At 74.5% G+C, this 26,574-nt stretch carries 30 protein-coding genes; 10 read left to right on the forward strand and 20 right to left on the reverse strand.

All coding sequences use genetic code 11. The features are described 5' to 3' along the window. Nucleotides 1-118 precede the first annotated feature (118 nt). Nucleotides 119-511, reverse strand: coding sequence for a peptidoglycan-binding domain-containing protein (locus tag AB0C76_RS37255; protein ID WP_359974264.1), 393 nt, complete (start codon nt 509-511; stop codon nt 119-121). 404 nt (nt 512-915) lie between these two features. Between AB0C76_RS37255 and AB0C76_RS37260 the strand changes: the two genes are divergently transcribed. Further along, complete coding sequence (locus AB0C76_RS37260) at nt 916-1,563, forward strand: NAD(P)H-binding protein (protein ID WP_359974266.1); 648 nt, start codon at nt 916-918, stop codon at nt 1,561-1,563. Between the two features lie 11 nt (nt 1,564-1,574). Here the strand turns inward: AB0C76_RS37260 and AB0C76_RS37265 are convergent, their stop codons facing one another. Beyond that, nucleotides 1,575-2,357, reverse strand: coding sequence for a class III extradiol ring-cleavage dioxygenase (locus AB0C76_RS37265; RefSeq protein ID WP_359974268.1), 783 nt, complete (start codon nt 2,355-2,357; stop codon nt 1,575-1,577). Between the two features lie 106 nt (nt 2,358-2,463). On the opposite strand from AB0C76_RS37265, the gene AB0C76_RS37270 reads away from it, so the two are divergent. Next, the gene (locus tag AB0C76_RS37270) at nt 2,464-2,940 is read left to right on the forward strand and encodes a MarR family transcriptional regulator (protein ID WP_359974270.1); all 477 of its coding nucleotides are present in this window, start codon (nt 2,464-2,466) and stop codon (nt 2,938-2,940) included. Here AB0C76_RS37270 and AB0C76_RS37275 read toward each other — a convergent pair. Further along, the gene (locus AB0C76_RS37275) at nt 2,906-3,571 is read right to left on the reverse strand and encodes a helix-turn-helix domain-containing protein (protein ID WP_359974272.1); all 666 of its coding nucleotides are present in this window, start codon (nt 3,569-3,571) and stop codon (nt 2,906-2,908) included. The two genes, AB0C76_RS37270 and AB0C76_RS37275, sit on opposite strands and share 35 nt — an antisense overlap. On the opposite strand from AB0C76_RS37275, the gene AB0C76_RS37280 reads away from it, so the two are divergent. After that, nucleotides 3,566-3,931 carry a hypothetical protein gene (locus AB0C76_RS37280; protein ID WP_359974274.1) on the forward strand — a complete coding sequence of 122 codons (366 nt, stop codon included), beginning with the start codon at nt 3,566-3,568 and terminating at the stop codon, nt 3,929-3,931. The two genes, AB0C76_RS37275 and AB0C76_RS37280, sit on opposite strands and share 6 nt — an antisense overlap. Nucleotides 3,932-3,986: 55 nt before the next feature. Here the strand turns inward: AB0C76_RS37280 and AB0C76_RS37285 are convergent, their stop codons facing one another. Both AB0C76_RS37285 and AB0C76_RS37290 read right to left on the reverse strand, forming a co-directional pair. Then, the gene (locus AB0C76_RS37285) at nt 3,987-4,406 is read right to left on the reverse strand and encodes a TOBE domain-containing protein (protein WP_329925281.1); all 420 of its coding nucleotides are present in this window, start codon (nt 4,404-4,406) and stop codon (nt 3,987-3,989) included. Between the two features lie 224 nt (nt 4,407-4,630). Beyond that, nucleotides 4,631-5,767 (reverse strand): hypothetical protein, encoded by a 1,137-nt coding sequence (locus tag AB0C76_RS37290; protein WP_359974276.1) that lies wholly within the window; start codon nt 5,765-5,767, stop codon nt 4,631-4,633. Between the two features lie 89 nt (nt 5,768-5,856). Between AB0C76_RS37290 and AB0C76_RS37295 the strand changes: the two genes are divergently transcribed. After that, nucleotides 5,857-6,375, forward strand: coding sequence for a GNAT family protein (locus AB0C76_RS37295; protein WP_359974278.1), 519 nt, complete (start codon nt 5,857-5,859; stop codon nt 6,373-6,375). Between the two features lie 235 nt (nt 6,376-6,610). Beyond that, on the forward strand, nt 6,611-7,648 hold the full coding sequence (locus AB0C76_RS37300) for a sphingomyelin phosphodiesterase (protein ID WP_359974280.1): 1,038 nt from the start codon (nt 6,611-6,613) through the stop codon (nt 7,646-7,648). A 133-nt stretch (nt 7,649-7,781) separates the two neighbouring features. Here the strand turns inward: AB0C76_RS37300 and AB0C76_RS37305 are convergent, their stop codons facing one another. From AB0C76_RS37305 to AB0C76_RS37315, 3 genes are all read right to left on the reverse strand, one after another. Beyond that, nucleotides 7,782-8,810 carry a LacI family DNA-binding transcriptional regulator gene (locus AB0C76_RS37305; protein WP_359974282.1) on the reverse strand — a complete coding sequence of 343 codons (1,029 nt, stop codon included), beginning with the start codon at nt 8,808-8,810 and terminating at the stop codon, nt 7,782-7,784. Nucleotides 8,811-8,992: 182 nt separating this feature from the next. Then, nucleotides 8,993-10,171, reverse strand: coding sequence for an alpha-hydroxy-acid oxidizing protein (locus tag AB0C76_RS37310; protein WP_359974284.1), 1,179 nt, complete (start codon nt 10,169-10,171; stop codon nt 8,993-8,995). 109 nt (nt 10,172-10,280) lie between these two features. After that, nucleotides 10,281-11,144, reverse strand: a complete 864-nt coding sequence (locus AB0C76_RS37315; protein WP_359974286.1) for a MurR/RpiR family transcriptional regulator — start codon at nt 11,142-11,144, stop codon at nt 10,281-10,283. 61 nt (nt 11,145-11,205) lie between these two features. On the opposite strand from AB0C76_RS37315, the gene AB0C76_RS37320 reads away from it, so the two are divergent. Then, nucleotides 11,206-12,060 (forward strand): DMT family transporter, encoded by an 855-nt coding sequence (locus AB0C76_RS37320; RefSeq protein WP_359974288.1) that lies wholly within the window; start codon nt 11,206-11,208, stop codon nt 12,058-12,060. A 35-nt stretch (nt 12,061-12,095) separates the two neighbouring features. Here AB0C76_RS37320 and AB0C76_RS37325 read toward each other — a convergent pair whose 3' ends face one another. The 5 genes from AB0C76_RS37325 to AB0C76_RS37345 all read right to left on the reverse strand — a co-directional run bounded on the left by AB0C76_RS37325 (nt 12,096) and on the right by AB0C76_RS37345 (nt 17,634). Continuing rightward, entirely contained in the window at nt 12,096-12,869 is a 774-nt protein-coding gene (locus AB0C76_RS37325; RefSeq protein ID WP_359974290.1) for a GNAT family N-acetyltransferase, read from the reverse strand. A gap of 167 nt (nt 12,870-13,036) precedes the next feature. Next, on the reverse strand, nt 13,037-14,131 hold the full coding sequence (locus AB0C76_RS37330; RefSeq protein WP_359974291.1) for an exo-alpha-sialidase: 1,095 nt from the start codon (nt 14,129-14,131) through the stop codon (nt 13,037-13,039). Between the two features lie 162 nt (nt 14,132-14,293). Continuing rightward, entirely contained in the window at nt 14,294-15,736 is a 1,443-nt protein-coding gene (locus AB0C76_RS37335) for an NAD(P)/FAD-dependent oxidoreductase (RefSeq protein WP_359974293.1), read from the reverse strand. Nucleotides 15,737-16,054: 318 nt separating this feature from the next. Continuing rightward, nucleotides 16,055-16,789: an alpha/beta fold hydrolase gene (locus tag AB0C76_RS37340; RefSeq protein WP_359974295.1), complete on the reverse strand. Its 735-nt coding sequence runs from the start codon at nt 16,787-16,789 to the stop codon at nt 16,055-16,057. Between the two features lie 455 nt (nt 16,790-17,244). After that, nucleotides 17,245-17,634, reverse strand: a complete 390-nt coding sequence (locus tag AB0C76_RS37345) for a thioredoxin domain-containing protein (RefSeq protein ID WP_359974297.1) — start codon at nt 17,632-17,634, stop codon at nt 17,245-17,247. A gap of 173 nt (nt 17,635-17,807) precedes the next feature. Here AB0C76_RS37345 and AB0C76_RS37350 point away from each other — a divergent pair, with 173 nt between their 5' ends. Genes AB0C76_RS37350 through AB0C76_RS37360 form a run of 3 tightly spaced genes read left to right on the forward strand, consistent with a single transcriptional unit; the run spans nt 17,808 to nt 19,750 of the window. Continuing rightward, nucleotides 17,808-18,416, forward strand: coding sequence for a hypothetical protein (locus tag AB0C76_RS37350; RefSeq protein ID WP_359974299.1), 609 nt, complete (start codon nt 17,808-17,810; stop codon nt 18,414-18,416). Between the two features lie 48 nt (nt 18,417-18,464). Continuing rightward, complete coding sequence (locus AB0C76_RS37355) at nt 18,465-19,022, forward strand: sigma-70 family RNA polymerase sigma factor (RefSeq protein ID WP_359974332.1); 558 nt, start codon at nt 18,465-18,467, stop codon at nt 19,020-19,022. Next, complete coding sequence (locus AB0C76_RS37360; RefSeq protein WP_359974301.1) at nt 19,019-19,750, forward strand: zf-HC2 domain-containing protein; 732 nt, start codon at nt 19,019-19,021, stop codon at nt 19,748-19,750. The genes AB0C76_RS37355 and AB0C76_RS37360 overlap by 4 nt, the downstream gene beginning before the upstream one ends. A gap of 28 nt (nt 19,751-19,778) precedes the next feature. On the opposite strand, the gene AB0C76_RS37365 is transcribed toward AB0C76_RS37360, so the two are convergent. The 4 genes from AB0C76_RS37365 to AB0C76_RS37380 form a co-directional block, all read right to left on the reverse strand. Next, nucleotides 19,779-20,441 carry a hypothetical protein gene (locus AB0C76_RS37365; protein ID WP_359974303.1) on the reverse strand — a complete coding sequence of 221 codons (663 nt, stop codon included), beginning with the start codon at nt 20,439-20,441 and terminating at the stop codon, nt 19,779-19,781. Nucleotides 20,442-20,463: 22 nt separating this feature from the next. Then, entirely contained in the window at nt 20,464-21,093 is a 630-nt protein-coding gene (locus AB0C76_RS37370) for a hypothetical protein (protein ID WP_359974334.1), read from the reverse strand. 81 nt (nt 21,094-21,174) lie between these two features. Continuing rightward, nucleotides 21,175-21,684, reverse strand: a complete 510-nt coding sequence (locus AB0C76_RS37375; protein WP_359974305.1) for a DUF1990 domain-containing protein — start codon at nt 21,682-21,684, stop codon at nt 21,175-21,177. 14 nt (nt 21,685-21,698) lie between these two features. Continuing rightward, entirely contained in the window at nt 21,699-22,574 is an 876-nt protein-coding gene (locus AB0C76_RS37380; RefSeq protein ID WP_359974307.1) for a YndJ family protein, read from the reverse strand. A 197-nt stretch (nt 22,575-22,771) separates the two neighbouring features. Between AB0C76_RS37380 and AB0C76_RS37385 the strand changes: the two genes are divergently transcribed. Further along, nucleotides 22,772-23,041, forward strand: coding sequence for a DUF1876 domain-containing protein (locus AB0C76_RS37385; RefSeq protein ID WP_359974309.1), 270 nt, complete (start codon nt 22,772-22,774; stop codon nt 23,039-23,041). A 315-nt stretch (nt 23,042-23,356) separates the two neighbouring features. Here the strand turns inward: AB0C76_RS37385 and AB0C76_RS37390 are convergent, their stop codons facing one another. The 3 genes from AB0C76_RS37390 to AB0C76_RS37400 all read right to left on the reverse strand — a co-directional run bounded on the left by AB0C76_RS37390 (nt 23,357) and on the right by AB0C76_RS37400 (nt 26,447). Then, nucleotides 23,357-23,797, reverse strand: coding sequence for a PPOX class F420-dependent oxidoreductase (locus tag AB0C76_RS37390; RefSeq protein WP_359974311.1), 441 nt, complete (start codon nt 23,795-23,797; stop codon nt 23,357-23,359). A 278-nt stretch (nt 23,798-24,075) separates the two neighbouring features. Continuing rightward, complete coding sequence (locus AB0C76_RS37395; RefSeq protein WP_359974313.1) at nt 24,076-25,605, reverse strand: MFS transporter; 1,530 nt, start codon at nt 25,603-25,605, stop codon at nt 24,076-24,078. Nucleotides 25,606-25,763: 158 nt separating this feature from the next. Next, nucleotides 25,764-26,447 carry a TetR/AcrR family transcriptional regulator gene (locus AB0C76_RS37400; RefSeq protein WP_359974315.1) on the reverse strand — a complete coding sequence of 228 codons (684 nt, stop codon included), beginning with the start codon at nt 26,445-26,447 and terminating at the stop codon, nt 25,764-25,766. Nucleotides 26,448-26,574: the final 127 nt, after the last annotated feature.

Genomic DNA, 26,574 nt, shown 5'->3' on the forward strand with positions numbered 1-26,574 from the left:
ATATACTCATGGTGGAGCACAACCTTTCCCTACCCGCCCCTCTGCCGATCTTCCGCACCGTGCGCACGGTGCGGAACCACCCCCGGTCAGCTGTTCATCGCCGGGGAAGCGGTGACGGTCAGCCCGGGATCCGGCTGTTGCAGGAGTTCGTCCACGAGCTCATGGTGCTCTGGGTGGACCAGTCGCCGGAGTGGTGCGCGGCGAGGTAGACGGCGTAGATGTCGGCCTTGATGTCGCCGCCGGTCTGCGGACCGACCTGGCCGTCCTGCTGGATGCCCTTCGACCCCTGGTACGCGTACACCGCGTTGCAGGTGTTCTGGCCGAACCGGCCGTCGACCGACAGGCCGACGTTGTCGAGGTAGTTCATGGCCTGCTGGACGCACACCACCGGCTGACCGGTGGAGTCCCACTGGATCAGGGAAGCGGCGTTGGCCGTGCCGACCGCCAGGCCGGGCGCGGCGCCGGCGCCGATGGTGAGGGTGGCCGCGCGGAGTGCCCACTTCTTCCGCATGTCGAGTCTCTGGTCGCACAAGTCGCATGGTTAGTGCGAGCGTTGTCGCGTCGCTTCCGTCACTTCGATCGTGCGCCGTCCCGTGGTCTTGGACCGGGCCTCCCGGCGGGGTCGGCCGAAAGCCGGCAAGGCGGCGGGGAGTTGCCGTGCGGCGTCGCGTCCGGACCGGTGGAGGGAGCCGGCCGGCCGACCGGTCGGTGAATTTCGACAGTGGCCGACGCATTGGCCTGGAGCCATCCGAAGTCGTTACCGACCGTCCGGCGGGGTCCCGGTCCGCGGCGGAATTCCGGCCTCCGGCCGGGCTGTCGCGACGCTCCAGGGCGATCGGGTGGCCGATAATCGCCGGTGCCTGACGGAAAGTCAGGACACCGCACACCGCTATCGAACGGACAGGCAGGTACCCCATGGCCACAATCGCCGTGATCGGCGCAAACGGCACCATCGGAAGCGCCGTCGTCGCGGAGGCGCAGGCGCGCGGGCACGAGGTCGCGGCGGTGGTGCGCGATCCGGGTCGGTACCGGGGCGACGCGGCGGCCGTCGAGCGCGGCGACGTGCTGGACCCGGCGGACGTGGCCCGGGTCGCGGCCGGGCGGGACGTCCTGGTGAGCGCCGTGGGCGGGGGCGACGGGCCGGGGCACGCCGCGCTGATCGAGCCCGCCGCCCGGTCGCTGGTCGAGGGCCTGCGCGCGCTCGGCGGCGCCGCGCCGCGGCTGATCGCGGTCGGCGGGGCGGGCAGCCTGGAGACCGCGCCGGGCGTGCGGGTCTGGGACGCCCAGGGCCTGCCGGAGCCGGTCCTGCAGATCATGCACGCGCACGGCGAGGCCCTGGAGTACTACCGGACGGTCTCCGACGTCCGCTGGACGGTGCTCAGCCCGGCCGCCGAGATCGGCCCGGGGGAGCGGACCGGCCGCTACCGGACGGGCCTGGAGCAGCTGCTCACCGACGCGGCCGGCCGCAGCCGGATCTCGGTGCCGGACTACGCGGTCGCCCTGGTCGACGAGATCGAGCAGCCCGAGCACATCGGCGAGCGCTTCACCTGCTGCGCGCTGTGAACCCCCGGCGGCTACCCGAGCTGGATCGAGCGCTTCGCGAGCCCCATCCAGAAACCGTCGATCACGCTGCGCTGGCTGTCGAGGTCGGCCTCGCCGGCGCCGAGCGTGACGAACAGCGGCGCGAAGTGCTCGGTGCGCGGGTGCGCCAGCTTCCCGGCCGGGGCCTTGTGCTCGAAGTCGAGCAGCGCGTCGAGGTCGTGCGCGGCGAGCGCGCGCCATCCCCAGTCGTCGAACTCGGCCATGACCGAGCTGATCCGCCCGTCGCTGCTGAGCGCCCGCAGGTTGTGCGTGAAGAAGCCGCTGCCGACGATCAGCACGCCCTCGTCCCGCAGCGGGGCGAGCCGGCGGCCGATCTCCATCAGCCGCTGCGGGTCGAGCGTGGGCAGGGAGATCTGGAGGACGGGGACGTCCGCCGCGGGGTACATCTCGACGAGCGGGACGTAGGCGCCGTGGTCGAGTCCGCGGTCCGGGATGTCCTGGACGGGCGTGCCGGGGGCGCGCAGCAGCTTGCGCACGCGCTCGGCGAGCTCTGGTGCGCCGGGGGCGGCGTACCGGACCCGGTAGTAGTGCTCGGGGAAGCCCCAGAAGTCGTAGACCAGCGGCACGGTGTCGACGGCGCCGAGTGCGAGCGGGGCCTCCTCCCAGTGCGCGGAGACCATCAGGATCGCCTCGGGGCGCGGGAGGCCGGCTGACCAGGCGGCGAGCTGGCCGGGCCAGATCGGGTCGTCGGCGAGCGGCGGCGCGCCGTGCGAGAGGTACAGGGCGGGCATGCGCCCGGGGGCCGCGGTGCTCATGGCGACTTCCTCGATCCGGCTCGATCCTTCGTAGTTCAAATTTGAACCTCTATTGACCGACGGTACACCTTCGTTCGAATTTGAACAACAGGAGTAGGCTGAGCCCATGTCCGCACCCCGTGAGCCACGCTGGCTCGACGAGCACGAGATGGCCGCCTGGCGGGGTTTCGTCGTCGCGAGCAACCTGCTGAACCGCCGCCTGGAGCGCCAGCTCAAGGAGGACTCCGGCCTCTCGCACACCCAGTACGAGATCCTGGTGCACCTCTCCGCCGCCCCGGCCGGCTCGCTGCGGATGACCGAGCTGGCCGAGAAGCTGGTCACCTCCAAGAGCGGCCTGACCTACCAGGTCACGCAGTTGGAGCGGATGGGCCTGGTCGGCCGCCGCTCCTGCCCGAGCGACGTGCGCGGCGTGATGGCCGAACTCACCGACCGGGGGCGCGAGGCGGTCCGCCAGGCCGCACCCGGACACGTCGCCCTGGTCCGCGAGCTGCTGATCGACGTGCTCACCCGCGAGCAGCTCGCCGTCCTCGCGGAGGGACTGGGCGAGGTCAGCGCCCGGTTGCGGCCCGACGACGTCCCGTAGCAGCCGGACCGGAGCCGCGGGCCGCGCCGAAGCCGGCACCTGCGCCCACGGCGGTCCCCGCCTCCACCCGCACCTCCGCCCCGGACCCCGACCGCGGTCCCGACCCCTGTGTCGGGACCGCGACCGGCTCCGGGGCGCACAGCAGCGCCGCCCGCAGGTCGAGCCGGTCGTGGAGGCGGGCCAGGTTGCGCCCGGTCAGCTCCTCGATCCGGCGGATCCGGTAGTGGACGGTGTTCACGTGGATGTGGAGCTGTTCCGCCGTCCGCGCCCATGAGCCGTCGTGGTCCAGGAACACCGCGAGCGTGCCCAGCAGGGAGACGCCGTTCTCCCGGTCGTGGGCGGCCAACGGCGCCAGCAGCCGGGTGTGGAAGGCGGCCGTCACCTCCACCGGGATGCCGCGCAGCAGCCCGGCCAGCGAGTCGAGCTCGACCGCGTTGGCGACCGGGCCGGCCGAGCCCTCCAGCACGTAGCGAGCCTGCACCAGGGCCGCCCGCAGGGCCGCGGGGTCGGGCGGCGCGGCCGGGCCGACCCCGACCCGCAGGGTGCGCCGCCCGGTGAGCCGGGACTGCACGGGCACCTGGACCGGCCCGCCGAGCTGACCGTCGACGAGCTGCGCACCCTCCCCGTGCACCGCGTCGAGGTGAGCTTCGACTGCCAGGCGGAGGGCGAGCAGCGCCAAGGCTACGAGGGCCCGGCCCTGTGGGACGTGCTGTCCGCGGCCCGGCCGCGGATCGACTTCAGCGGCCGCAAGCAGCGGCTGCGCCTCCTGCTGTCGGTCGGTGGCGCGGACGGGCACCGGGCGGTCGTCTCCTGGGCCGAGATCGACCCCGACTTCGGCGGCCAGGAGATCCTGCTGGCCACCAGCATGGACGGCGCCCCGCTGGACGCCGCGGGCCCGCAGCTGGTCGTCCCGGACGACCACTGCGGATCCCGCTACGTCAGCGGGGTCGCCGAGGTCTGGCTCGGTCCGCTGGGCGGGTCCGCGTCCTGAAGGACCGGACGGCTCGTGCGACCGGGACGGCTGCCGAGATGGTTCAGGCTGCCGCTCAGGCGGTCGCGAGCGAGATCTCGGTCGACTTGATCAGGGCCACGACCGACGAGCCGGCCGCGAGGCCCAGGTCGGCGGCGGCATCGGCGGTGATCGCGGCGGTCAGCGCACCGCCCGCGACGTCGACCTTGACCCCGGCCATCGCGCCGCCGGTGGCGACCTCGGTGACCGTGCCGGGGATCTGGTTGCGGATGCTCAGCCCGGCGACCGGGCCGGTGGCCAGGGCGACCTCGGTGGACTTCACGAGGGCCCGGACGGAGCTGCCCGCACCCAGCCCGAGGTCCTTGACGGCGTCCACGGTGACCGCGGCGGTGAGCTCCTGGCCGGAGGCGAGGCGCACCTTGACGGTGGCCATCACCTCACCGGTCGTGACGGAGCTGACGGTGCCGGGCAGCTGGTTGCGGATGCTGAGGCTCATGAGGGTGCCTTCCGATCGTGCCCCCTGGGCGGGGCGGGGGAGGTTCCGGCCGTGTCCAGGTCCCACCCTACCGATCGAAAAACCGCAGGTCGGGCCGGGTCTGACGATCCATTCGGCGGACCGTCGCAGCTGCCAGGACGATCACCTCCGAGCCCTCGCAACCGCCGGTCCGGGCCCGGTTCGGCGTTCGAACCGGGCGCGGGGCGACGACGGTGCGTCACGCGCTACAGGACCTGCTTCTGCGCCGCCTTCGGTCGGAGCTCAGGCGCCAGCGGCTGGGCGCCGGAGCGCTGGACGGCCGTGCCGCGGGCGAGGTCGAAGGCCGCCACCGGGTCATCGGCGTCGGTCCACGGCGTGCTGCCGCACCACGGGCCGATCGCCCGGAACTGCTCCAGCGCGACGTCGTACAGCTCCGCCCCGATCGCGTAGTGCGCGAGCCGGTGCCGCAGCACCGGCATCCGCTCGTCGTCCGGCCGCACCTGCGCCAGGGCCTCCGCGACCCGCCGCAGCCGGGCCTTGCCGTCGTCGCTCGCCAGCACCGGCGCGTGCGTCTTGCGCTTCTCCAGCTCGCTCAGCGCGTGCAGGTAGATGCCGGGCAGCGGGCTGCCGGCCGGAGCGGCGTCCATCGCGCGCTCGGCGAAGGCCATCATCTGCTCGTCCGAGCCGAACCACTTGGCGCACCAGTACTGCATGCCCTGCCAGTGGGCCTCGTAGTGGTGCGGAGCCCGCTCGGTCAGGCCGTGCCACAGTTCCTCGAACTGCTCGGGCTCGTACTGCGCACCGCGCGCCGTGGTCACCATGACCACCCAGGGCGCCGGGTTGGCCGGGTCGAGCAGCGCGGCCCGCTTGGCCGCCTCGATGGCGGCGGGCAGCATCGCGCGGAAGGCGTTCATGTCCTCCTCGGGCACCTCGTGCGCGTACTTGGTGCCGCGGATCGCCCACGCCGCGTGGACCATCCGGTTGGCCTCCAGCGTCGCCGCGTCGCAGTTGCCCGGGTCGGCCGCGCGCCAGGCCTTCAGCCAGCCGTCGTCCTCGCCGGCGACGGAGTCGAGCAGCGACAGCCGGGACCAGCGCTCGTCCCAGTCCTGCCCGGCGGCCCCGACGTACGCGGCGGCCGGCTTCCAGTTGCCGCTCCAGGCGGCGTCGGCTATCGCCTGGGACTCCTTGCGGTGGTGCGGGGCGCGCGGCGGGCCCGAGCGCCGGGGGTCGAGCCGGTCGCGCGGGACGAGTCCGTAGGCCGCCGCGTCGTAGTCGATCCGCGCCGGGGCCACGGCCGCGGGCTGCGGGCTGCGGGACTTCAGGGCCTTGCTGATCGCCGTGGAGACGGCGATGACCAGCAGGAGGAAGATGAGGTGTGTCACGGCGGAGCATCATCCCTGGTCGCAGGGGGTGCGGGCAACGCCTTTCAAATCACTCGCCCGACGCCCGTTTCCGTGTCAACATGCCGCATATGGGGACGATCCTGCACGGCACCCTCGTCACGCTCAGGCCCGCCACCGGGGACGACATCCCGGCGCTGGCGGCGATCCGCGGCACGCCCGAGGTCTACGCCCGCTGGCGCGGCGGCGAGGACCTCGTGGACGAGGTCGCCACCGACCTCGAATCGCCCGACACCGAGACCCTCGCCGTGGAGCTGGGCGGCAAGGTGGTCGGTGCCATCCAGTGGTACGCGAACAACGACGACGACTACCGCCACGCCGGCATGGACCTCTACCTCGACCCGGGTGTCCACGGCCTCGGCCTCGGCACCGACGCGGTCCGCACCCTCGCCCGGCACCTCGTGCGCGACCACCACTACCACCGGCTGATCATCGACCCGGCCGCCGACAACGCCGCTGCGATCCGCTGTTACGAGAAGGTCGGCTTCCGGCCCGTCGGCACCATGCGCCGCTACGAGCGCGGGCCGGACGGCACCTGGCACGACAACCTCCTGATGGACCTGCTGGCGGAGGAACTCGTCGACGGCTGACGGGCCGTACGGCCGTCGACGGGTCGTCAACCAGGGGGGAGCACGGCGGCGGACGTGGCAGGAGCCCCAAGGGTGTACAGACATCTCGTCGTACATCTGGTCAGGCCTGTACAGACATCTCGCGTTCTTCCCGATGTACCGGGCAGTAGCTAGCGTTCCGCTGCCATCCCCGAGCGGCCGTGACCCCATCGGCCGCGGGGGCCGCAGGGTAGACGAATCCCCCAGGAGAACGCCCATGCTCTCGCGTCGCACGGCCACCGCCCTCACCTCGGCGGCCGCCGCCGCACTGCTGCTCGGCGGCACCGCCCCGACGGCCGTCGCCGGCACCCAGGCGGCCCCGGCCACGCTGTCCGTCTTCGCCTTCAACGTCGACCTCGGCACCGCCGTCGTCGACAGCACCCAGAACGAGCAGGCCGCCCGCCGGACCCCGGTGATCGAGCAGATCGTCCGTCAGCACAACGCGGACGTCGTGATCCTGGACGAGCAGTTCAACAACAGCTCGACCGCCGACATCAACGCCAAGCTCGCCGACCTCTACCCCTACCGCACCCCGGTGGTCGGCCAGACCTGCTCCGGCGGCGGCTGGAGCGGCATCAGCGGCAACTGCTCCAGCTCGTGGTTCGTCATCAACGGCGGCACGATGATCCTCTCCAAGTACCCGATCACCGCCCAGTACGCCCACGTCTTCGGCAACTCGACCTACGGCACCTGGGACTACCACGCCAACAAGGGCGCCGCGCTGGTCCGGGTGAACAAGAACGGCACCACCGCGTGGGTCGTCGGCACCCACCTCCAGGCCGACGAGTCGGACACCTCCACCGACACCACCCAGGCCACCCGGCTCGGCCAGCTCGGCGAGATCCGCAGCTGGGTCAACGGGATCGCCGGCACCAGCGCGCCGGTCCTGATCGGCGGCGACCTCAACGTCGAGTACTTCCACGGCCAGGCCCGCGGCGACCACGCCAACGCCCAGTACGCGGTGGACGGCGTCCTCGGCACCCCGGCCACCGACCCGAACCAGCCGCTGAACACCATGGACTGCCCGGTGTCGGCCTGGTGCCAGTACATGTCCGGCGTCGAGACCTTCCCGAAGGACTACCGGGACGACCTCGACTACATCGGCTACCTCAACGCCCCCGGCCGTCCGGTGCCCTCCGCGATGTCCACCGTGCGGGTCGACTTCGACCCGCAGGCCGGCTGGACCCCGGGCCAGGTCGACACCAACGCGCCGAGCGACCACTACCCGGTCGAGGCCACCTTCCAGCTGAACTGACCACCGCTCCGCGGGAGTTCCCCGCACGCGTGATCCGCATGCGCGGCTCGCACACGCGGCTCGCACGCGCGACGCGCACGGGCGACCGCACGTGTGCCCCGTCCGGCGCTCGCCCATCGACCGCCGGGCGGGCTCAGGCCGGACCGGACGGGTTCGGGCAGCCGCAGGAGCGGCGCAGCACCAGCCGGGCCGGGAACGTCCGCGCACCGGTGACCCGCCCCTCGGCGCCGCCGAGCACCAGGTCCACCGCGGCCCGGGCCATCTCCTCCTGCGCGGTCCCGACGGTGGTGAGCGCCGGGCCGGCGATCACCGCCTCCGCGATGTCGTCGAACCCGGCCACCGCGAGCTGCTCCGGAACCCGTATCCCGAGGTCGTCGGCGGCCCGCAGCAGGCCTATCGCCTGGTCGTCCGTCGCGCAGAACACGGCGGACGGACGGTCCGGCCGGGCCAGCAGCCGGAGCGCCTCGGCGTGGGCGCGCACCCGGTCGAAGGGCGCGGGGACGAGCCGCCCCTCGGCGGGGATCCCCGCGTCGGCCAGTGCGGCGGCCCACCCGGCGGTGCGGGCGGAGACGGGGTCGGCCGGGCTGAGCGAGAAGGTGCCGCCGAAGCAGTGCACCCCGGCGTGCCCGTGGCCGAGCAGGTGGCGGACCACCTCGGCGGCGCCGCCCTCGTCGTCCGCGACCACGGCCACGCCGCCGGCCGTCTCGGCGCGGTGGTGCAGGAGCACGACGGGCGTCCCGTCGGTCGCGTCGAAGCCGCTGACACCGGGGCCGGCCGGGTCCTGGGTGACCAGGACCAGGCCGTCCACCTGCATGCCGAGGAAGGCGCGGATGTAGTGCGCCTCGCGCTCGTCCGCGTAGTCCGAGTTGCCGATCAGCAGCAGCCGGCCGCGCTCGGCGGCGGCCTGCTCGACCTGGTGGGCGAGGCCCGCGAAGAAGGGTTGGCGGGCGTCCGGGACGACCATCCCGATCAGGTCGGTGCGCTGGCGCGCCATGGCCTGCGCGACCCGGTTGGGCCGGTACCCCAGCTCCTCGACGGCCGCGAGCACCTTCGCGCGCGTGGCCGGTGCCACCGGACGCGGTCCGTTGTTGATCACATAACTCACGACGGCCGTGGACGTTCCCGCCGCCCTCGCCACATCGTCCCGCGTCACCCTCGCCATGCCAGCGAGCCTACACACCGCCTCCGACAGTGACCTTTCCGTGATCGGGGGAGGGAGCCGCCCGCCCGACAGGGTGGATTCCGCTTGCGACGGCCCGGACGGCCCGGACGGCCCGGACGTGCCGGACAGTCCGGCGCCGCGAGCGGCCCGCTCGTGCCCGCGCAGGACGTGGTGGTCGAGACTCAGAGCCGTCGCAGCGCCCCCTCCGCCCGCAGGTCGGCGATCGTCGGGTAGCCGTCCACCGCCATGATCAGGTCGGCCTCGGCGAGGATCGAGCGCAGCACGTGCACGATGCCGTCCGTGCCGCCCAGCGCGAGCCCGTAGGCGTACGGGCGGCCGACGGCGACCGCGGTGGCGCCCAGCGCGAGCGCCTTGACCACGTCGGCGCCGGTCCGGACGCCGGAGTCGAACAGCACCGGCAGCCCGTCGGCGGCCTCGACGACGCCGGGCAGCGCGGCGAGCGCCGGCAGTCCGCCGTTGGCCTGTCGGCCGCCGTGGTTGGAGCAGTAGAGCGCGTCCACGCCGCCGTCCTTCGCGCGGCGGACGTCCTCGGGGTGGCAGATGCCCTTGAGCACGATCGGCAGATCGGTGATCGAGCGCAGCCAGGGCAGGTCGTCCCAGGTCAGCGGGTTGCCGAAGATCTGCGTCCACTCCAGGACGGCGGCCCGCGGATCGGCCTCGGGCGGATTCGCCAGCCGGGCGCGGAAGACCGGGTCGGAGGTGTAGTTGGCGAGGCAGTGGCCGCGCAGCTGGGGGAAGTTGCCCGTCGCGAGGTCCCGGGGGCGCCAGCCGGTGATCCAGGTGTCCAGGGTGACGACGATCGCCTTGAACCCGGCGGCTTCGGCCCGGTGCACGAGGCTCTCGGCGAGTGCGCGGTCGGTCGGGGTGTAGAGCTGGAAGAGGCCCGGGGTGTCGCCGAACCCGGCGGCGACGTCCTCCATCGGGTCGACGGAAAGCGTGGAGGCGATCATCGGCACACCGGTGCGGGCCGCCGCGCGGGCGGTGGCGAGGTCGCCGTGGCCGTCCTGGGCGCACAGGCCGATCACCCCGACCGGGGCGAGCAGCAGCGGCGACGGCAGCGTGAGGCCGAACAGGTCCACCGTGAGGTCCCGCCGGGCGGCGCCGACCATCATGCGGGGCACGAGCCCGTAGCGCTCGAACGCGGCGGCGTTCGCCCGCTGCGTGGTCTCGTCGCCGGCGCCGCCCGCGACGTAGGAGCGCACCGAGGGCGGCAGCGCGGCCTGTCCGCGCTCCTCCAGGTCGGCGTGGGTCAGGGGCAGGGCGGGGAGGACGCCGAAGAGGCCGTCGAAGTAGATCTCGTTCTGGTAGTCGCCGAACTGCGCCTTGGCGTTCACGTCCACGCGCTCTGCCGTCCTCTCGGAACCGGGGCAAGGGGCCGGGGCCGGCCACCCGCTCACCGTGCCCGGGCGGCGGCCGGATTTCCAGACCCCGGTGTGCGTGGACGGGCCCTCAGTACAGCTGGCGCCCCATGACGTCCGCCGACAGCTCCAACGCCCGCTCGGCGCGCGGGCCGCGCAGCGCGAGCAGGGTCGCGGTGAGGGCGTCGACGACGGCCAGGTGGGCGAGCCGGCTGGCGGTCATCTCCAGCCCGAACACCAGGTCCTGCCCGCCCGCGAGGAGGGTGTGGGTGGCGGTCTCGGTGAGCGGGGAGCGGGCATAGCTGGTCAGGGCCAGCACGGCGGCGCCGGCCTCGCGGGCGCGGCGGGCCGCCTCGACGACGACCGGGGTGGCGCCGCCGTGGCTGACGACCAGGCAGACGCCGGTGGGCGCGAGCTGGGCCGCGGCGATCTGGGCGGTGAGCGAATCGGCCGGGGCGTCGACGGCCAGGCCGAGCGCGCGCAGCCGGTAGGCGAGGTCGAGCGCGACGGCGCCGGAGATCCCGGAGCCGGCCAGGAGCACCCGGTCGGCGCCGTCCAGCAGTTCGGCGGCGGCCCGCAGGTCGGCCGGGGTGACCGTGGCGGTCACGCCGTCGAGTGCCTCCCGGGCCGCGCCCAGGGCGTCGGCGAGCGCGCGGGCGGCCGGATCCCGCCGGTCGGCCGGGGCGGGGGCCGGGCGGGGGGCCTGCCGGGCGGCGGCGATCTTCAGTTCCTGGAAGCCGCGGAAGCCCAGCCGCTGGCACGCCCGCACCACGGAGGACGGCGCGGTGCCGGCCAGCTCCGCGACGTCGCTCACGCTGAGGTGCACGAGGTCGGCGCCGCGGTCGAGGACGACCCGGGCGACGCGCGCCTCGGTGCCGCGCAGGTCGCCGAGCCGGGTGCGGATCAGCGCGGCCAGCCGGGACTCCAGCGGAGAAAATTCGGAACGCTCTTCCATGGATCCAGTGTACCGTGGAATTCCGTTCCAAATCTGATGCTTCGTCGGAGGGAGTTCCGCCATGCCGGAATTCGCGTCGGCCGTGCCCGTCGTCGTGCTCGCCGCGGCGCTGCTGCACGCGGTCTGGAACGGGCTCGCGCACCGGATCCCGGACAAGCTGGCCGGCTTCGCGCTGATCAACCTGACGTACACCGCCTGCGCCGTCGTCCTGGTGCTGCTCAACCCGCTTCCGGCCACCGCCAGTTGGCCCTACCTGCTGGCCTCGACGGTGGTCCAGACGGTGTCCACGGTGCTGCTCCTGCGGGCCTACCGGCTGGGGGACTTCGGGCAGATGTACCCGATCGCGCGCGGGTCGGCGCCGCTGCTGGTGGCGCTGATATCCGTGGCGGTGCTGGGCCGGCACCCGGGCGCGGGCGAGCTGTCGGGGGTCGCGGTGATCTCCTGCGGCCTGATCGGGCTGGCCTTCGCCAAGGGCGTGCCGGGGCGGGCGCAGCTGCCCGCGCTGGGGGCCGCGGCCGGTACCGGGGTGATGATCGCGCTCTACACGGTGCTGGACGGCAGCGGGGTCCGGCACGCCGGTACCGTCGGCGGCTACGTGGCCTGGCTGTTCCTGCTCCAGGGCCCCGCGCTCGTGCTGGTCGGGTGGCTGCGGCGCGGCCGCTCGCTGCTGGTCGGGGCCGGCCGGGTGGTGCCGCTCGGCATCGCGGGCGGCGTGCTCTCGCTGACGGCCTACGGGCTGGTGGTGTGGGCGCAGTCCCGGGGGGACCTCGCGACGATCGCGGCGCTGCGGGAGACGAGCATCGTGATCGCCGCGCTGATCGCCACGGCGGTGTTCCGCGAGCGCCTGGGGCGGCTGCGGCTGGCGGCCGCCGTCACCGTGGTGGCCGGGATCGTGGTGCTGGAGCTGGCCCGGTGACGGGTCGCCGGGGGCACGGCGGCGGCCGGCGACGGTCAGCCGGCCGCCGGGGCGTCGCCCGGCACGATCACGGTCAGGGCCGTGTGCACCAGGGCGAAGCCGAGCCGTTCGTACACCCGGCGGGCCGGGTTGCCCTCGGTCACGGTCAGTTGCACCTCGGCGAGCCCGCGGCGGGCGCAGTCCGCGACGGCCCGGCGCAGCAGGTCGGTGCCGAGCCCGGGGTAGCCGCGCCCGGGGTCGCGGAAGACCTCGCCGACCCACGGCACACCGGCCCGGTCGGTGAGCACGACGCCGCCCACCACCCGGTCGTCCGCGTCCACGGCGAGCAGACTGGCGGGCAGCACGGGCCCGATGGCCGCGCCGGCGAGCAGCGGTGCGAGCCGTTCGGCCAGCGCCCGGCGGTCGTCGCCCGCGAACCGGTCCACGTGTCCGGGGGCGAACGCGGCCCGCCAGGCGTCGAACAGCTCCTCGGGTGCGCGGTCGCAGGGCACCGCCTGCAGCCCCTCCCGCAGCGGTGCGTCCGCCCAGTCGGCGGGCGGCGGGTCGGCCACCAGGTCGCGCCGCAGTGAGTGGGCGTGCCGCAGCGGCGTGGCGCCGCGCGCCAGCAACTCCCGCCCGAACGCGGTGGGTCCGGAGACCGCCCACCCCGGCATGGTGCCGCGGACGAACTCCACCGGGTCCACCCCGCCGGATCCGTCGAGGACTTCGAGCAGGTCGGCCCACGGCAGGCCCTCCCGCTCGCCCCGCCGGTACCGCACCACCGGCACCCCGTCGGAGGTCCGCGCGATCACCCAGTCCGTCTCCGCCACGCCTGCCCCATCGTCGAGATCGTTCGTGTTCCGGCCATAGTGACCAGCCCGGACGCCCGGGGCAACGGATTGTTCCGAATTCAGGCCTCGTACCGGCCCGGCCTCGTACCGGCCCGGCCTCGTACCGGCCTCCTACCGGTGTTCCCGGGCTGACGGCGGCCCCGCGGTCAGGCGATCACGGCCGCGCGAACGCACAGCACGTCGGGCAGGTGGGACTTCAGCAGCGTCCAGCTGTCGCCCTCGTCGCGGCTGGCGTACACGTCACCGGTGCGGTTGCCGAAGTAGATGCCGGCCGGGTCGGCGTCGTCGGTGCGCAGGGCGTCGCGGAGCACGATGCCGTAGTGGTCCTCGCCGGGCAGGCCGTTGGCGAGCGGCTGCCAGCTGTCGCCGGCGTCCTCGGTGCGGAAGACCCGGCAGCGGCGGCCGGGCGGGATGCGGTCGCCGGAGCCGCCGAGCGGGAACAGGTAGGCGGTGTCGCCGCGGCGCGGGTGCGCGGCGATCGCGAAGCCGAACTCGGCGGGCAGCCCGTCGACGATCGTCCGCCAGCTCGCGCCCCAGTCGTCGCTTCGGTACACGCCGCCGTGGTTCTGCAGGTAGAGGCGGTCGGGGTGGACCGGGTCCGGGGCGATCTTGTGGACGCACTGGCCGAACTCCGGGTACTGGCTCTCCTCGGGGAAGAACTCGGCGCGCAGACCGGAGTTGGACGGCTCCCAGCTGTCGCCGCCGTCCTTGGTGCGGTAGACGCCGCCGCTGGAGACGGCGACCAGGAGCCGCTGCGGGTCGCGCGGGTCGGTGAGGATGGTGTGCAGGCCCTGGCCGCCGTAGCCGGCGCCCCACTGGGAGCGCTGAGGGTGGTCCCACAGGGCCCGGACGAGGGCGAAGGTCTCGCCGCCGTCCTCGGAGCGGAACAGCGCGGCCGGTTCGGTGCCCGCGTACACGACACCGGGCGCCTCGGGTCCGGCGGGTTGGAGCTGCCAGACCCGGGTGAGGGAGGCGCCGGTGCCCTCGGGGAAGCGGATCGCGGGCTCGGCGGGCTCGTTCCAGCTGGTGCCGAGGTCGTCGGAGCGCCACACCGACGGGCCCCAGTGGCTGCTGTCGGCGCCCACCAGCAGCCGGGTGCGGCCTTCACGGCGGTCCACGGAGACGGAGTAGATCGCGTTCATCGGGAAGTGCGGCCCGCTGAACTCCCAGCTCAGCCGGTCGCGGCTGCGGCCGAGAAAGAGGCCCTTCTCGGTTCCGACGGCCAACAGCACCTCGGTCATGCCAACACACCACCTGGTCACGAGAAACCGCCCCCCGGGACGTCCCCCCGACTGCCAGTCTCCCGCCGTTCACCCGAGGTCACATCTCGCCGCGCCGAGCAGCGCCGAGCAGCGCCGAGCCGGTGACCTCGGGGGACGGGAGGACGGGACCGGGCGCGAGCCTCAGCCCCGGCAGCCCTCCAGGAGCCGCAGCCACACCTCGCTGATCGTCGGGTACGCGGGCACGGCGTGCCAGAGCCGGTCGATCGGCACCTCGCCGACCACCGCGACGGTCGCCGAGTGCAGCAGTTCGGCGACCGCGGGGCCGACCAGGCAGGCGCCGACCAGCACCTGGTGCTCCAGGTCGAAGACCACCCGGGCCCGGCCGCGGTAGTCGTCGCCGTACAGCGAGGCCCCGGCGACGGCGCCCAGGTCGTGGTCGACGGCCTTGACCCGCAGCCCGGCCCGCTCGGCCGCCGCCAGGGTCAGGCCGACGGCGGCGACTTCCGGTTGCGTGAAGACGACCTGCGGCGCGCCCGCACTGTCGGCCGACGCAGCGTGCGCGCCCCAGCGCGAGGTGTCCAGCACACGCCCCTGGGCTCGGGCCGCGATGGCTGCGCCGGTGATCCGCGCCTGGTACTTGCCCTGGTGGGTGAGCAGGGCCCGGTGGTTGACGTCCCCGGCGGCGTAGAGCCACTCTCCGGGCACGCCGAGCACCGTGCAACTGTCGTCCACCTCCAGCCAGTCGCCCGGCTTCAGCCCGACCTGCTCCAGGCCGACGTCCGCGGTGCGCGGGGCCCGCCCGGTCGCGTACAGCACCTCGTCGACGCTCAGCCGCCCGCCGTCCGAGAGCGTCAGCACGACCGGTCCGGAGCCGTCCGCCCGCTCCAGCGCGGTGACCTCCACGCCGAACCGGACGTCCACCCCGGCCTCGCGCAGGCCGTCGCGGACGAGCTCGCCCGCGAACGGTTCCATCCGCGGCAGCAACCCGCCGCCGCGCACCAGCAGGACGACCTCCGCACCGAGCGCCCGCCACGCCGTCGCCATCTCCACGCCGACCACGCCGCCGCCCACCACCGCGAGCCGCGCGGGGACGGCGGGGGCCCCGGTGGCCTCCCGGTTGGTCCACGGCCGGGCCTCCGCCAGCCCCGGCACCCCGGCCGGCAGCACCGGGCGGCTGCCGGTGCACACGGCGACGGCGTGCCGGGCGGTCAGCACCCGCTCGCCGCCGTCCTCCGCCTCGACCGTCACGGTCCGCACGCCGGCCAGCCGGCCGTGGCCGCGCACCAGTTCGATGCCGGTGTCGCGCAGCCACTTCACCTGGCCGTCGTCCCGCCAGTGCGAGGCGAAGGAGTCCCGCCGGGCCAGCACCGCGGCCGCGTCGAGCAGCCCGTCGCCGACGGCCTCGCGCGCGCCGGCCACCGCGCGGGCGTCGGTGAGCGCCGCCGCCGGGCGCAGCAGCGCCTTGCTCGGCATGCAGGCCCAGTACGAGCACTCGCCGCCGACCAGTTCGGCCTCGACGATCACCGTGCGCAGGCCGGCCGCGACCGTGCGGTCGGCGACGTTCTCGCCGGTCGGCCCGGCGCCCAGGACGATGACGTCGAACTCCTCGGGCGTGGTGGTCATGCGCGGTCCTCCGTCGTGTCGATGGTCACCCCGGCCCCCAGGGCCGGCGTGACGGGCGTGCGTCCGCAGACGTCGAGCAGCCGGGCGCCGGCTCGGTGGTGGTGCCGGCGGGCTGTTCGCTCATGGGCGGTGCTCGCTCTCCGTTCGGGTCCGGTCTCCCTGCCGGACCGGCGCCGGACCGCGTGCCCGGCGCCGTGCCCATCCTGCGCCGACGCCCGCCGTCCGCGCAGGCGAACACGCGGACGGCGGGTGACCGAGCGGACGGGCGGGCGGGCGCGCGGCGCCGGGGGCGGGTCGGCGCACCGCTCCGCGCATCGCTCAGAGCGCAGCGAGTTCGGCCAGCACGGCGGCCGTGTCGTCCGGCCGGGAGAACATCGGCCAGTGCCCGGTGAGCAGTTCGCGCAGCTCCCAGTTCGGCCCGTCCAGCCCCGCGAACCACGGGTGTCCCGACTCGATCATCGCGCGTACCTGGGCGAGCGGGAACGAGCAGGCCACCAGCGCCTTCGGCAGCACGGCCCCGGCGCCGGTGAGCCGGAGCCGGTCCCGGTAGGTGCCGACGGGCTGGGGGGTGGCCCGCGAGCCGATCCGGGCGAGCATCGTCTCGTCCAGGCCCTCCGTGCTAGCGCCGCCCTCGGCGATGGCGGCCCAGGACGGCATCGGCAGCCGGCCGTCGACCACCGAGGCGTCCGCCCAGGCACGGAAGTCGGGCTGCCACAGGTCGTACACCGAACTGCCGTCGACCATCGGCCCGCTGTCCAGGTAGACCACCCGGCGCACGCGTTCCGGCATCCGGTCGGCGACCCCGTCGACCGGGGCGCAGGCGCCGCTGTGCGCGACCAGCACCACGTCGTGCAGGTCCTCGCGGACCAGCAGGTCGGCCAGGTCGGCGATGTGGTCCTCCAGCCCGAAGTCGCCCTTCTCCCCGGCGCGTTCGGCGAGCCCGGGCAGGCTCACCGCGTACACCGCGTGCCCGGCCGCGCGCAGCGGCGCCGCGACCTCGTCCCACGCCCAGGCGCCGAGCCAGAAACCGGGGACCAGTACGAACGTGCTCATGGTGGATCGCTCCTTCGCGTCGGCGGGAACCCGGGGGTCGGCCCCCGTCGCCGACGACTCTAGGATCGAATCCGGACAGAACCCGTCCGGACGGAACGGGGCATCGATCGACCACCCGGTCAGTCGCGTGCTCGCCCTGCTGGAGCTCAGGGACCATCCGGGCCCGACCGCCGCCGAACTCGCCGCCCGCCCGGACGCCGACGAGCGCACCGTCCGCCGCTGCGCCGCCCGCCTGGCCGACCTGGTGCCGTGCGCGCCGACCGCGGCCGCTACGGCGGCCGCGCGTTCCGCCCGGACCGGATCGTCCGGGCCCAGCCGCGCGGGACCGGGTGCGAGCCGCCGGCCGATGTCGACCCGGTGCGGCGCGCCGTCGATCCGCCGGCGGCCGGGCTCGCAGTGCGCAGCGGGGCCGGGGAGGACGAATCCCCGGGTCCGCCCGGGAGTTGATCAGCAGGTCACGCCGTGCCCTCCGCCGCCTGCTCCTCGGCGACCTTGCGCTTCACCTCGGTCATGTCCAGCTTCCTGGCCTGGCCGATCAGGTCCTCGAACACCGCCTCCGGCAGCGCGCCGGCCTGCGAGAAGACGAGCACGCCCTCGCGGATGATCGCCAGCGTCGGGATCGACTGGATCCCGAACGCGGACGCCAGCTCCTGCTGGGCCTCGGTGTCCACCTTGGCGAACACGAGGTCCTGGTGACGCTCGGCGGCCTTCTCGTACACCGGGGCGAACTGGCGGCACGGCCCGCACCACCCGGCCCAGAAGTCGATGAAGACGAAGTCCTTGCCCTCGGGGCCGGGGACGATGTCGTCGAAGTTCTCCTTGGTCAGCTCGACCGTGTTGCTCATCTCGCGATTCCTTCCCTTCCGGAGGAGGCGGTTCGGACCTGTGCCCGCGACAACGGCACGCCGGCACGGCCTATTCCACCGTGCACCCCCGGTGTGGCGCCCCGGTGAGCAACGCGCCGCCACCGTCCGTACAGAAGGGTGTCCACCACGCCCCCCGAGCACGGGAGCCCACCATGCGCAGCAACCTCCGCACGCGGCGGGCCGCGCTGCTCGCCGCCTCCGGCCTCGCCGTGACCGCCCTCGTGGCCGGCTGCGGGTCCTCCGGCTACGGTTCGAGCGCCAAGTCCAGCCCCTCGAGCACTTCGAGCGCGCCCGCCGCGCCGAGCACACCGGCCCCGAGCCAGCCCCCGGCCGGCGGCACGACCCTGCGGACCGCGACGGACCCCAAGCTCGGGACGATCATCACCGACGGCTCCGGCTTCACGCTCTACCGCTTCGACAAGGACAGGAGCAGCCCGCCGGCCTCGTCCTGCAACACCGGCTGTTCCTCGCTCTGGCCGCCCGAGCAGGCCACCGGAAACGTCACGGTCAAGGGCATCGACAGCAAGCTCGTCGGCTCGTTCACCCGCGACGACGGCACGAAGCAGGTCACCGTCAACGGCTGGCCGGTCTACCGGTACGCACCGGACACCAAGCCCGGTGACACCAAGGGCCAGGGCTTCGGCGGCATCTGGCACGCGCTGACCCCGACCGGTGACAAGGCGGGCGTCACGACCGGCACCACCCCGATGCCGAGCGCCCCGGCGACCCCGAAGCCCACCGCGCCGAGCAGTGGCTACTGACCCGTGACGACGCGGCTCGCCCGGGAGGCAGGGGTGCGCAACGATGAAGTGGTGACCGAGGAGCACCCCCGCGGTGACGCCGCAGCACGCGGGCCGGGGGCGTCGGACGAGGAGCTGATGCGCGCCCTGTACCGCGAGCACGCCGGTCCGCTCTACGGCTTCGTGCTCCACCTGGTCGCCGGCGACCGCCAGCGCGCCGAGGACGTCGTGCAGGAGACGCTCGTCCGGGCCTGGCGCAACATCCACCGGCTCGACCCGGCGGCCCGCTCGTTGCGCCCCTGGCTGGTCACGGTCGCGCGGCGGATCGTCATCGACGACCACCGCAGCGCCCGCGCCCGGCCCCGCGAGGTGGACGCCGGGCCGCTGGAGCTGATGCCCGCCGACGACGAACTCGACCGGGCCCTGCGGATGATGACCATCGCGGACGCCCTCGGCGACCTCTCGCCCGCCCACCGGGAGATCATCGTCGAGACCTACCTCAAGGGCCGCACCGCCAACGAGGCGGCCGCCGAACTCGGCATCCCGGCCGGGACCGTCCGGTCGCGGGTGTTCTACGCACTGCGCTCGCTCAGGCTCGCACTGGAGGAACGGGGAGTGACATCGTGACCGACCGCCCCGACCCCGCCCCCGGCGGCCCCGACCACGTCGACGCCGGCGCGTACGTCCTCGGCCTGCTGGAGCCCGCCGAGCGCGCCGCGTTCGAGGAGCACCTGGCCGGGTGCCCGCAGTGCGCGACGCAGGTCGCGGAGCTCGGCCCGGTCGAGCCGGTGCTGGCCGAGTACTCGGCCTCGGCCGCGGCGCTCGGCCTCGATCCGGCCGGGCCGGCGCCGGGCCCCGACCCCGACCTCCTGGACCGGCTGGTCGCCGAGGTCTCGGCCGGCCGGCGGAGGGGACGGATGCGGCGGATGGTGCTGGCGCTGGCCGCGGCCGCGATGGTGGCCGCGGGCCCGGTCGTCACGGCCGCGGTGGTCGGCGGAAGCGCCACGCCCGCCGTGGTCGCCGTCGCGCAGCAGTTCTCCGCGACCGACCCGCAGACCGGCGCCCGGGCCGTCGTCGGGCTGGACGGCACCACCTGGGGCAGCCGGGTGAGCCTCCAACTTTCGAATGTCCAGGGCCCGTTGACGTGCACCCTGGTCGCGGTCTCGCACGATGGGGAGCACCAGACGGTCACCACGTGGAACGTCCCGGCGGACGGCTACGGCGAGCCGGACGGCGGGGGCACGCTGCACACCGGCGGCGGCACGGCGCTCCAGCCGGGCCAGATCGACCACTTCGAGGTGCGCGTCCAGGGCACCGGTACCGTGCTCGTCTCCGTCCCGGCCCACCGGGCCTGAGCCCGTCGTGATTCGGGCCCGCCGAGCTTCAGGCCCGCCGAGGCCAGTGCGGGCTTGGCGTGCCCTCGTCGGTCATGTGCGAGCGCCGCCAGATCCCGTGCCAGGCGCGCGGCGCGGACGGAACGAGGGCCCGGTGCTGCTGCCCGCACGCACCGCACGGTCGAAGCACCAGCGCGCACGCCGGGCACACCTCGGCCGTGCCGTGCCAGGTCGGGACCGGCACCGCCGTTCCCTCATCCCCGCAGGCCGGACACCCGGGCAGATCGGCACCGTCCAGCAGTGCGTTCTGCCGGCGGACGTAGTCGGGCAGTCGCAGCGCCGGATGCCGGAACGGGTCGTCGTACCAGGCGTCGTTCCCGACGCTGTCGTACCTCCGCAGCCACCACGGCCGCGGAGCCGGCACGGCCCGGCACCCGGCCCGCTTCTGCGCCCGGCGCTGCGCCGCGAACTCCGCCGCCCGCGCGAGCCACAGCGTCCGCGCCTCGTGCAGTTCCTCGACCGCGCGGACGAGCGCGTCCGGGTCCGCCTCCAGCCGTCGCGGGATCCGGGCGCTCAGCGTGAGGTGGTGGTACGTCGCCCGGAAGCCGTACGGCGCGAAGCAGGTGACGCACGTGCGCAGCGCCGCGTGCCGCCGCCGGACCGGGAGGCGGGCGTCGTGCACGAGGGCCCGGTGGGTGCGGAAGCTGGTCACGTCCCCGGTCCTCCGTCCCTCGTCACCGGCCTCGGTCCTCGGTCACGGGGTCGGGTATCCGTGCGAGCGCGGCGGCGACGCCGGCGGCGTGCTCCGGGAGGTGCCGCCCGGCCCAGCGCCCGGCGAGCCCGACGAAGTCGCGCAGGTCCTGCTCGGCGCGCGCGACCAGGGCGCGGAGCTCGTCGACGGGCACCTCGATGACCGGGCTGTCCCGCTTGAGGCCCGTGTCGGACGTCAGCCGGACGACGTCGCCGAGGCGCCGGGCCAGCGGGGTCGGGTCGTGGCCGAAGCCGCCGGTGCCCTCGCCGTCGAGCACCTCCAGCCACTCGCGCCACTCTTCGAGTCCGTTGCAGCAGCCCGGGCCGAAGACGGCTCCGGTGGCGGTGTCGGTGACGCGGAAGCCGCCGGGGGCGTACGGGTACGGGCTGGTGAGCAGCCCGAACAGGAACGCGGCGACCGGGTCGTCCGCCTCGTCCGGCTCGGGCGCGTCGCCCTCCCACGGCGCGGTGCCGTCGGCGATGCTCGCGAGCGCCGTGCCGATGTCGGCGGGCGCCGTCCCGCCGTCCACGACGATGAACCCGTAGGGCGTGGAGGTGCCGGTCGGCCACAGGTCGAAGTCGTCGAGGGCGGCGGTTTCCAGCACGGGCTGCATCAGGATCACCCCGGGATGATGGCGAATCGGCGGCCCGCCGTGCCACGGCTTTTCCGCCGCCGGGCCACGGCCGGGCAGCCGTCACCCGGCGTCGGCGGCGATGCGCGCGAGCACCCGCCCGCACCGCCGGGCGAAGGCCCGCTGGGCGAGCGGCAGGACGGGCCCGGCCAGGCGGGCGTACAGGGCGACCGGGCGGCTGAACGCGGTGACCGTGAACCAGACCGCCCCGTCCGGCCTCAGCTCCACCCGGAACGTCTCCTCGCCGCTGGCCAGGTGGCCGCTGCGGGTGCCGTAGGTGAGGCCGTAGCGGTCCGGTCCGGTCTCGGTGCGCAGGACCCGGTTCGGGGCGCCCGCGCGCAGCGGGCCGACGCCGATCGCGCACCGCACGGCGAGGCCGGGCGCGGCGTCGGCGTCCGCGTCGATCCGCACGCCGGCCAGGCGGTGCATGCGCCAGCCGAGGACCGCGGCGCCGGCCACCTCCAGGGCGGCCCGGCCGTGGCCGATCCGCACGTGGTGCGTCACGTGGTTGTAGCCGTCCGGCAGCTGGCCGGTCGAGCTGGCGCCGGCTTCGGGGTAGCTGAGGTCGTCCACGGGTGGCCCCTGGTTCATCGGTGGGTGGTGAGCGGGAGGTCGGTGCGCAGCGGCGGGGGTGTCTCCGCCCGCAGCCGCCGCCAGGCGAGCAGCGAGCACAGGGCGAAGCCCAGCGCGTTGCCGACGCCGTGGGTGGCGGCCATCCAGGTGAGCGTGGGGTGGGGCAGCCCGGACGCCTGGCCGAGGGCCCACCACAGGGCGAGCAGCATCGTGAGCGCGAGCACCGCCGAGGACCCGGCGAGCAGCCGGGCGGTGACCGGATCGGCGGTGCGGGTGCGCAGTTCGCGCCAGGTGAGGAGGCCGACGAGCCACATGCCGGTGGTGAGCACGACGGCGCCGGCGAACTGCACCCAGGCACCGAGGAAGTAGCCGGCGAGCACCAGCAGCGTGCCCGCCGGGACGCTGAGCGCGGCGGCGCGGGCCGCCACGGAGTCCGGTGCGGCGGCCCGGCAGACGAGCCCGGCGACCAGGGCGGCGGTGAACCCGGCGAAGTGGAAGTGCGGGACGGTCAGCGCCAGGACGTGCGGCTCGAAGCCGAACAGCGGGTACCCGGCGCGCTCGGCGACCAGGGCCGTGCCGGCCACCGAGGGCGTGGCGAGCGCCATCAGGACGGCGATCTCGCGCGGTGCGAGCGAACGCGTGCGGGCCAGCCGCAGCGGCGCCTGGGCGGCGACGGCGAGCGTGCCGAGCAGGTACAGCACGGCGCACCCGGCCGCGAACCCGCCGCGCGGGAGCCAGAGCGACAGGGCCCCGGGGACGGCGGCGAGCGGCCAGAGCCGGCGGACGCGGGCGAGCCCGGGCCCGCCGATCAGGCCGAGGCCGAGCGGGACGACCGCGCCCATGCCGAGCAGGATCAGCAGGTCGACCAGCTCGGTCGTGCCCTTCCCCATCCCCGACAACCCCGTCCCGGACAACCGAGCACCCCCTTGAACGCGTTCAAACTGTTCGTCGCCATGACTCTACGCCGCCGACTTGAACGTGTTCAACTTCCCTCGGGCGTGCTCTGGCCCGGGGCGGCCCGCTCTGGCCTGGTGCGGACGCCGGGGGCGGCGCACTCTGGAGGAGTAACCGATGGAGGTGATCCGCCATGAAGACTCTGGTCGGTTGGCACATCGAGATGGAGTTCCGCGAGGAGGGCCCGCGGACGACCGCCGCCGCCCTGCTCCGGCTGAGCGACGGCAGTGAGGTGCGCGCCCACGGCTACAGCAGCCGCCACCCCTCCGATCCGGAACAGCTGCGGGTCGGCGAGGAGATCGCCGGGGCCCGGGCGCTCAACGACCTCGCGTCGCAGCTCCTCACCAAGGCCCACGGCGAGATCCAGGACGTCAGCCCGGTCCCGACCCACCCGCTGACGTGACCGGCCCCGGCGGCGGCCCGGGCCCCCGTGCGGACACGCGCGGGCACGCCCGGGGCGGCGAACGGGATCCGAACCGGCCGCGCATCCCGCTGACCTGTCCGCGCTGCGGGCACGAGCAGCGGGTCGTGCCGGGCGGTCCCGAGCGGGCGGTCCGCGTCGTGCACGTGGCGACCGGCAGGGAGGCCTGCGAGCCCGGGGACCTGGCCCGGGCGCCGGACGACGGGGACTGAACCCGGGTCGGCGCCGCGGAGTCGAAGCCGTGTCCGGCGCGGGTCGGGTCCGGCGCCGGTTCAGTTCGGGCTGTACGTCGCGGGTTCAGTTCGGGCAGTACGTCGTCGGCAGCTGCCACTCCGGCCCGACCAGCCGCTGCTCCGGCTCGTCGATCGTGATGCGGATGCCCACCGTTCCCGCGAGTCCGACCCGGAAGCGGCTGCGGGCCAGCGCGAGCAGTGCCGTCAGGCCGTACTTGTTGATCAGCGAGGTGCGGTAGCGCGCGGTGGCGTCCGCGTCGCAGACCCGCGCGCGGGCCGGGATCCGGCGGCCGGTCGGGCGCCCGTGGGCGTCGCAGGGGCCGACCAGCACCTTGGGGTGGCGCCGGATCCGCTCGGCCGCGCCCGAGTGGGCCGGGGCCCAGACCCCGAGCGCCGGGCCGTCGGCGACCACCCAGATCTGCGACTCCAGGCGGCTGCCGTCGTCGCCGAAGGTGGTGAGCAGCAGGTACCTGCTGTCGGAGAGCTGCTCGGTGCGGTCATGCACGATGTCCTCCCTCTGGCGTGGGGGGCCGGGGGCCGGACCGGTGACGGTGGCCCGCGGACATCTCGCGGTACCCGTCATTCTCGTCGATCGGGGCCGCCGCTTCGAGGGGGCGGGGGCTGCCCGTGTGCACCGGCCGCCCGGCCCGCGCCCGCGCCCGGGGCCGCCCGGCCGCCCTGGGAACGGCGAACGGCCCGGGAACGGCGAACGGCCCGTCCGGTGTCCTGGACACCGGACGGGCCGCGTACGCACCCGGAGTTCCGCCCGTCAGGGGCCGGGGGTCAGTGCGCCAGCACCGGCACCTCGACGACCTCCTCGGCACCGGCGGCCGAGCCGCTCGCCGCGCCGGGACGGCCCGCGTTGACGAAGGTGAAGGCCACGGCCGAGGCCGCCACCAGGATCCCGAAGGACACCCAGATCGCGGTCGAGAAGCCGTGCACCATGCCCTGGAACTGCAGCACCTTGGCGGCGGCCGGATCGGTCGCCGCGGCGGCGGTCGCGTGCGAGGCCAGCCAGCCCGTGGTGGCGCTGGCCGCGATGGTGTTCAGCAGCGCGGTGCCGATCGCGCCGCCGACCTGCTGCGAGGTGTTGACCATCGCCGAGGCCACGCCCGCGTCGCGCGGCTGCACGCCGTGCGTGGCGAGGCTCATGGCCGGCATGAAGGCGGTGCCCATGCCGAGGCCCATCAGGATCAGGCCGGGCAGGATGTGGACCGGGTAGGAGGAGTCCAGGCCGATCTGGGTCAGGATCAGCATGCCGATCGAGGCGACCAGGAAGCCGGGCGCCATCAGGAAGCGCGCCGGGACCCGGGTCATCAGCCGGGCGCCGATCTGGGTCGAGCCGGTGATCATGCCGGCCACCATCGGCAGGAACGCGACGCCGGTCAGGACCGGGCTGTAGCCCAGCACGATCTGCAAGTAGTAGGTCAGGAACAGGAACAGGCCGAACATGCCGATCACGGCCATGCCGAGCGACAGGTACACCCCGCCGCGGTTGCGGTCGAGCACCACGCGCAGCGGCAGCAGCGGGGCCTTGACCCGGCGCTCGACCAGGACGAACGCGGTCAGCAGCAGGGCGGCGGCGACGAACAGGCCCAGCGTGCTGCCGGCCGTCCAGCCGCTCGTCTCGGCGCGGGTGAAGCCGTAGACCAGGGAGACCAGGCCGGTGGTCACCAGCAGCACGCCCGGGACGTCCAGACGGTTGCGGTTGCGGCCCTCGGCGGGCTCGCGGATCACCAGGACGGCGCCCGCGGCGGCGATGATCGCGAACGGGATGTTGACGAAGAAGGTCCAGCGCCAGTTCATGTACTCGGTGAGCAGGCCGCCGAGGATCAGGCCGATGGCGCCGCCGCCGCCGGCGATCGCGCCGTAGATGCCGAAGGCCTTGGCGCGCTCCTTGGCCTCGGTGAAGGTGACCGCGAGCAGGGACAGCGCGGCGGGAGCGAGCAGCGCGCCGAACACGCCCTGGAGGGCGCGGGCGCCGAGCAGCATCGCGGTGTTGGCCGCGGCGCCGCCGAGCGCGGAGGCGAGGGCGAAGCCGGTCAGGCCGACGATGAAGGTGCGCTTGCGGCCCCACAGGTCGGCGATCCGGCCGCCGAACAGCAGGAGGCCGCCGAAGGCCAGCGCGTAGGCGGTGATGACCCACTGGCGGTTGCCGTCGGATATGCCGAGGTCGCGCTGGGCGGACGGCAGGGCGATGTTCACGATGGTCGCGTCGAGGACGACCATCAGCTGGGCGAGGCCGATGAAGATCAGCGCCTTCCAGCGCCTGGGATCGGGCAGCGTCGCCGGGCGGGCGTCGGTTTCGGGCATGGCGGTACTCGCTTCACGGGTGCGTGCGGGGCGGGAGAGGGGTCAACGGGCTTGCGGCGCGCGAGTGTCGGCGCCGTACGCGGGCATGCCGGGATCAGGCCTCGGCGGCCTGGGGCTCCGGTCGGTCGGGGGTCGTGGGCTCCGGGGGTCGGATCGGATCAGTGGTGGGCGGCCTGGAAGTCCTCGAAGGTGGCGGGCCGGCCGGGCAGGACCGAACGGGCGGGTGCCCGCAGGCCGTCCAGGAAGAGCTGGAGGTGCCGGTGCACGAAGTCGTCGAGCATCCGGCAGGAGGTGTTCGGCAGCGGGCGGGAGAGCTGGGCGATCGCGATGAACAGGTCACCGTGGTCGACGTCCGGCCGCAGCTCGCCCGCCGCGCGGGCCCGCTCCAGCAGGCCGCCGACGGCCGCGCGCATCCGGTCGCGGATCTCGACGACGTCCGGGTCGAACGGGTCCACCCGGGTGCCGAAGACCGTGCACAGCGCGCCGACCTTCTCCTCGACGGTCCCGTGCGCGAACCGCTGGAGCGCGTCGAACGGGCCGGTGCCGCCGTCCGCGTCCGCCTCGGCCGCCGCCGTCTCGGCGAGGGCCAGGATGCGGCCCTTGACGAGCAGTGCCACGGCCTTGATCAGCGACGTGCGGTCCGGGAAGTTCCGGTACAGCGTGGCGTTGCCGACCCCCGCCCGCTTCGCGATCTCGTCCAGCGGCACCTCGGCACCGTGTTCGACGAACGCGTCCCGGGCCGCCAGCACGATCCGCTCCCGGTTCCGGGTGGCATCGGCACGCAGCTTGGGCGCCCGGACGCTCTCCGCGGAACGGGCCGGCTTGGTGGCGGCGGTGGTCACGACGACTGCTCCTCATCAGGATACCGGGGAACTTCTCCCCGCTTCTGCCTACGAGAGTCCAAACGGGGATTCCGTCCCCGGATATTTCGCCCCCGACTGTGACCTGCGTCACGCCGCTTTGTGTGGT

This window comes from Kitasatospora sp. NPDC048722 (assembly GCF_040650235.1).
Lineage (GTDB): Bacteria > Actinomycetota > Actinomycetes > Streptomycetales > Streptomycetaceae > Kitasatospora.

What these genes read in the sequence shown, in the direction of transcription:
- AB0C76_RS37255 (WP_359974264.1), bottom strand. Translation starts at nt 511, where the DNA reads ATGCGGAAGAAGTGGGCACTCCGCGCGGCCACCCTCACCATCGGCGCC.
- AB0C76_RS37260 (WP_359974266.1), top strand. Translation starts at nt 916, where the DNA reads ATGGCCACAATCGCCGTGATCGGCGCAAACGGCACCATCGGAAGCGCC.
- AB0C76_RS37265 (WP_359974268.1), bottom strand. Translation starts at nt 2,357, where the DNA reads ATGAGCACCGCGGCCCCCGGGCGCATGCCCGCCCTGTACCTCTCGCAC.
- AB0C76_RS37270 (WP_359974270.1), top strand. Translation starts at nt 2,464, where the DNA reads ATGTCCGCACCCCGTGAGCCACGCTGGCTCGACGAGCACGAGATGGCC.
- AB0C76_RS37285 (WP_329925281.1), bottom strand. Translation starts at nt 4,406, where the DNA reads ATGAGCCTCAGCATCCGCAACCAGCTGCCCGGCACCGTCAGCTCCGTC.
- AB0C76_RS37295 (WP_359974278.1), top strand. Translation starts at nt 5,857, where the DNA reads ATGGGGACGATCCTGCACGGCACCCTCGTCACGCTCAGGCCCGCCACC.
- AB0C76_RS37300 (WP_359974280.1), top strand. Translation starts at nt 6,611, where the DNA reads ATGCTCTCGCGTCGCACGGCCACCGCCCTCACCTCGGCGGCCGCCGCC.
- AB0C76_RS37305 (WP_359974282.1), bottom strand. Translation starts at nt 8,810, where the DNA reads ATGGCGAGGGTGACGCGGGACGATGTGGCGAGGGCGGCGGGAACGTCC.
- AB0C76_RS37315 (WP_359974286.1), bottom strand. Translation starts at nt 11,144, where the DNA reads ATGGAAGAGCGTTCCGAATTTTCTCCGCTGGAGTCCCGGCTGGCCGCG.
- AB0C76_RS37320 (WP_359974288.1), top strand. Translation starts at nt 11,206, where the DNA reads ATGCCGGAATTCGCGTCGGCCGTGCCCGTCGTCGTGCTCGCCGCGGCG.
- AB0C76_RS37330 (WP_359974291.1), bottom strand. Translation starts at nt 14,131, where the DNA reads ATGACCGAGGTGCTGTTGGCCGTCGGAACCGAGAAGGGCCTCTTTCTC.
- AB0C76_RS37335 (WP_359974293.1), bottom strand. Translation starts at nt 15,736, where the DNA reads ATGACCACCACGCCCGAGGAGTTCGACGTCATCGTCCTGGGCGCCGGG.
- AB0C76_RS37340 (WP_359974295.1), bottom strand. Translation starts at nt 16,789, where the DNA reads ATGAGCACGTTCGTACTGGTCCCCGGTTTCTGGCTCGGCGCCTGGGCG.
- AB0C76_RS37345 (WP_359974297.1), bottom strand. Translation starts at nt 17,634, where the DNA reads ATGAGCAACACGGTCGAGCTGACCAAGGAGAACTTCGACGACATCGTC.
- AB0C76_RS37350 (WP_359974299.1), top strand. Translation starts at nt 17,808, where the DNA reads ATGCGCAGCAACCTCCGCACGCGGCGGGCCGCGCTGCTCGCCGCCTCC.
- AB0C76_RS37370 (WP_359974334.1), bottom strand. Translation starts at nt 21,093, where the DNA reads ATGCAGCCCGTGCTGGAAACCGCCGCCCTCGACGACTTCGACCTGTGG.
- AB0C76_RS37380 (WP_359974307.1), bottom strand. Translation starts at nt 22,574, where the DNA reads ATGGGGAAGGGCACGACCGAGCTGGTCGACCTGCTGATCCTGCTCGGC.
- AB0C76_RS37385 (WP_359974309.1), top strand. Translation starts at nt 22,772, where the DNA reads ATGAAGACTCTGGTCGGTTGGCACATCGAGATGGAGTTCCGCGAGGAG.
- AB0C76_RS37395 (WP_359974313.1), bottom strand. Translation starts at nt 25,605, where the DNA reads ATGCCCGAAACCGACGCCCGCCCGGCGACGCTGCCCGATCCCAGGCGC.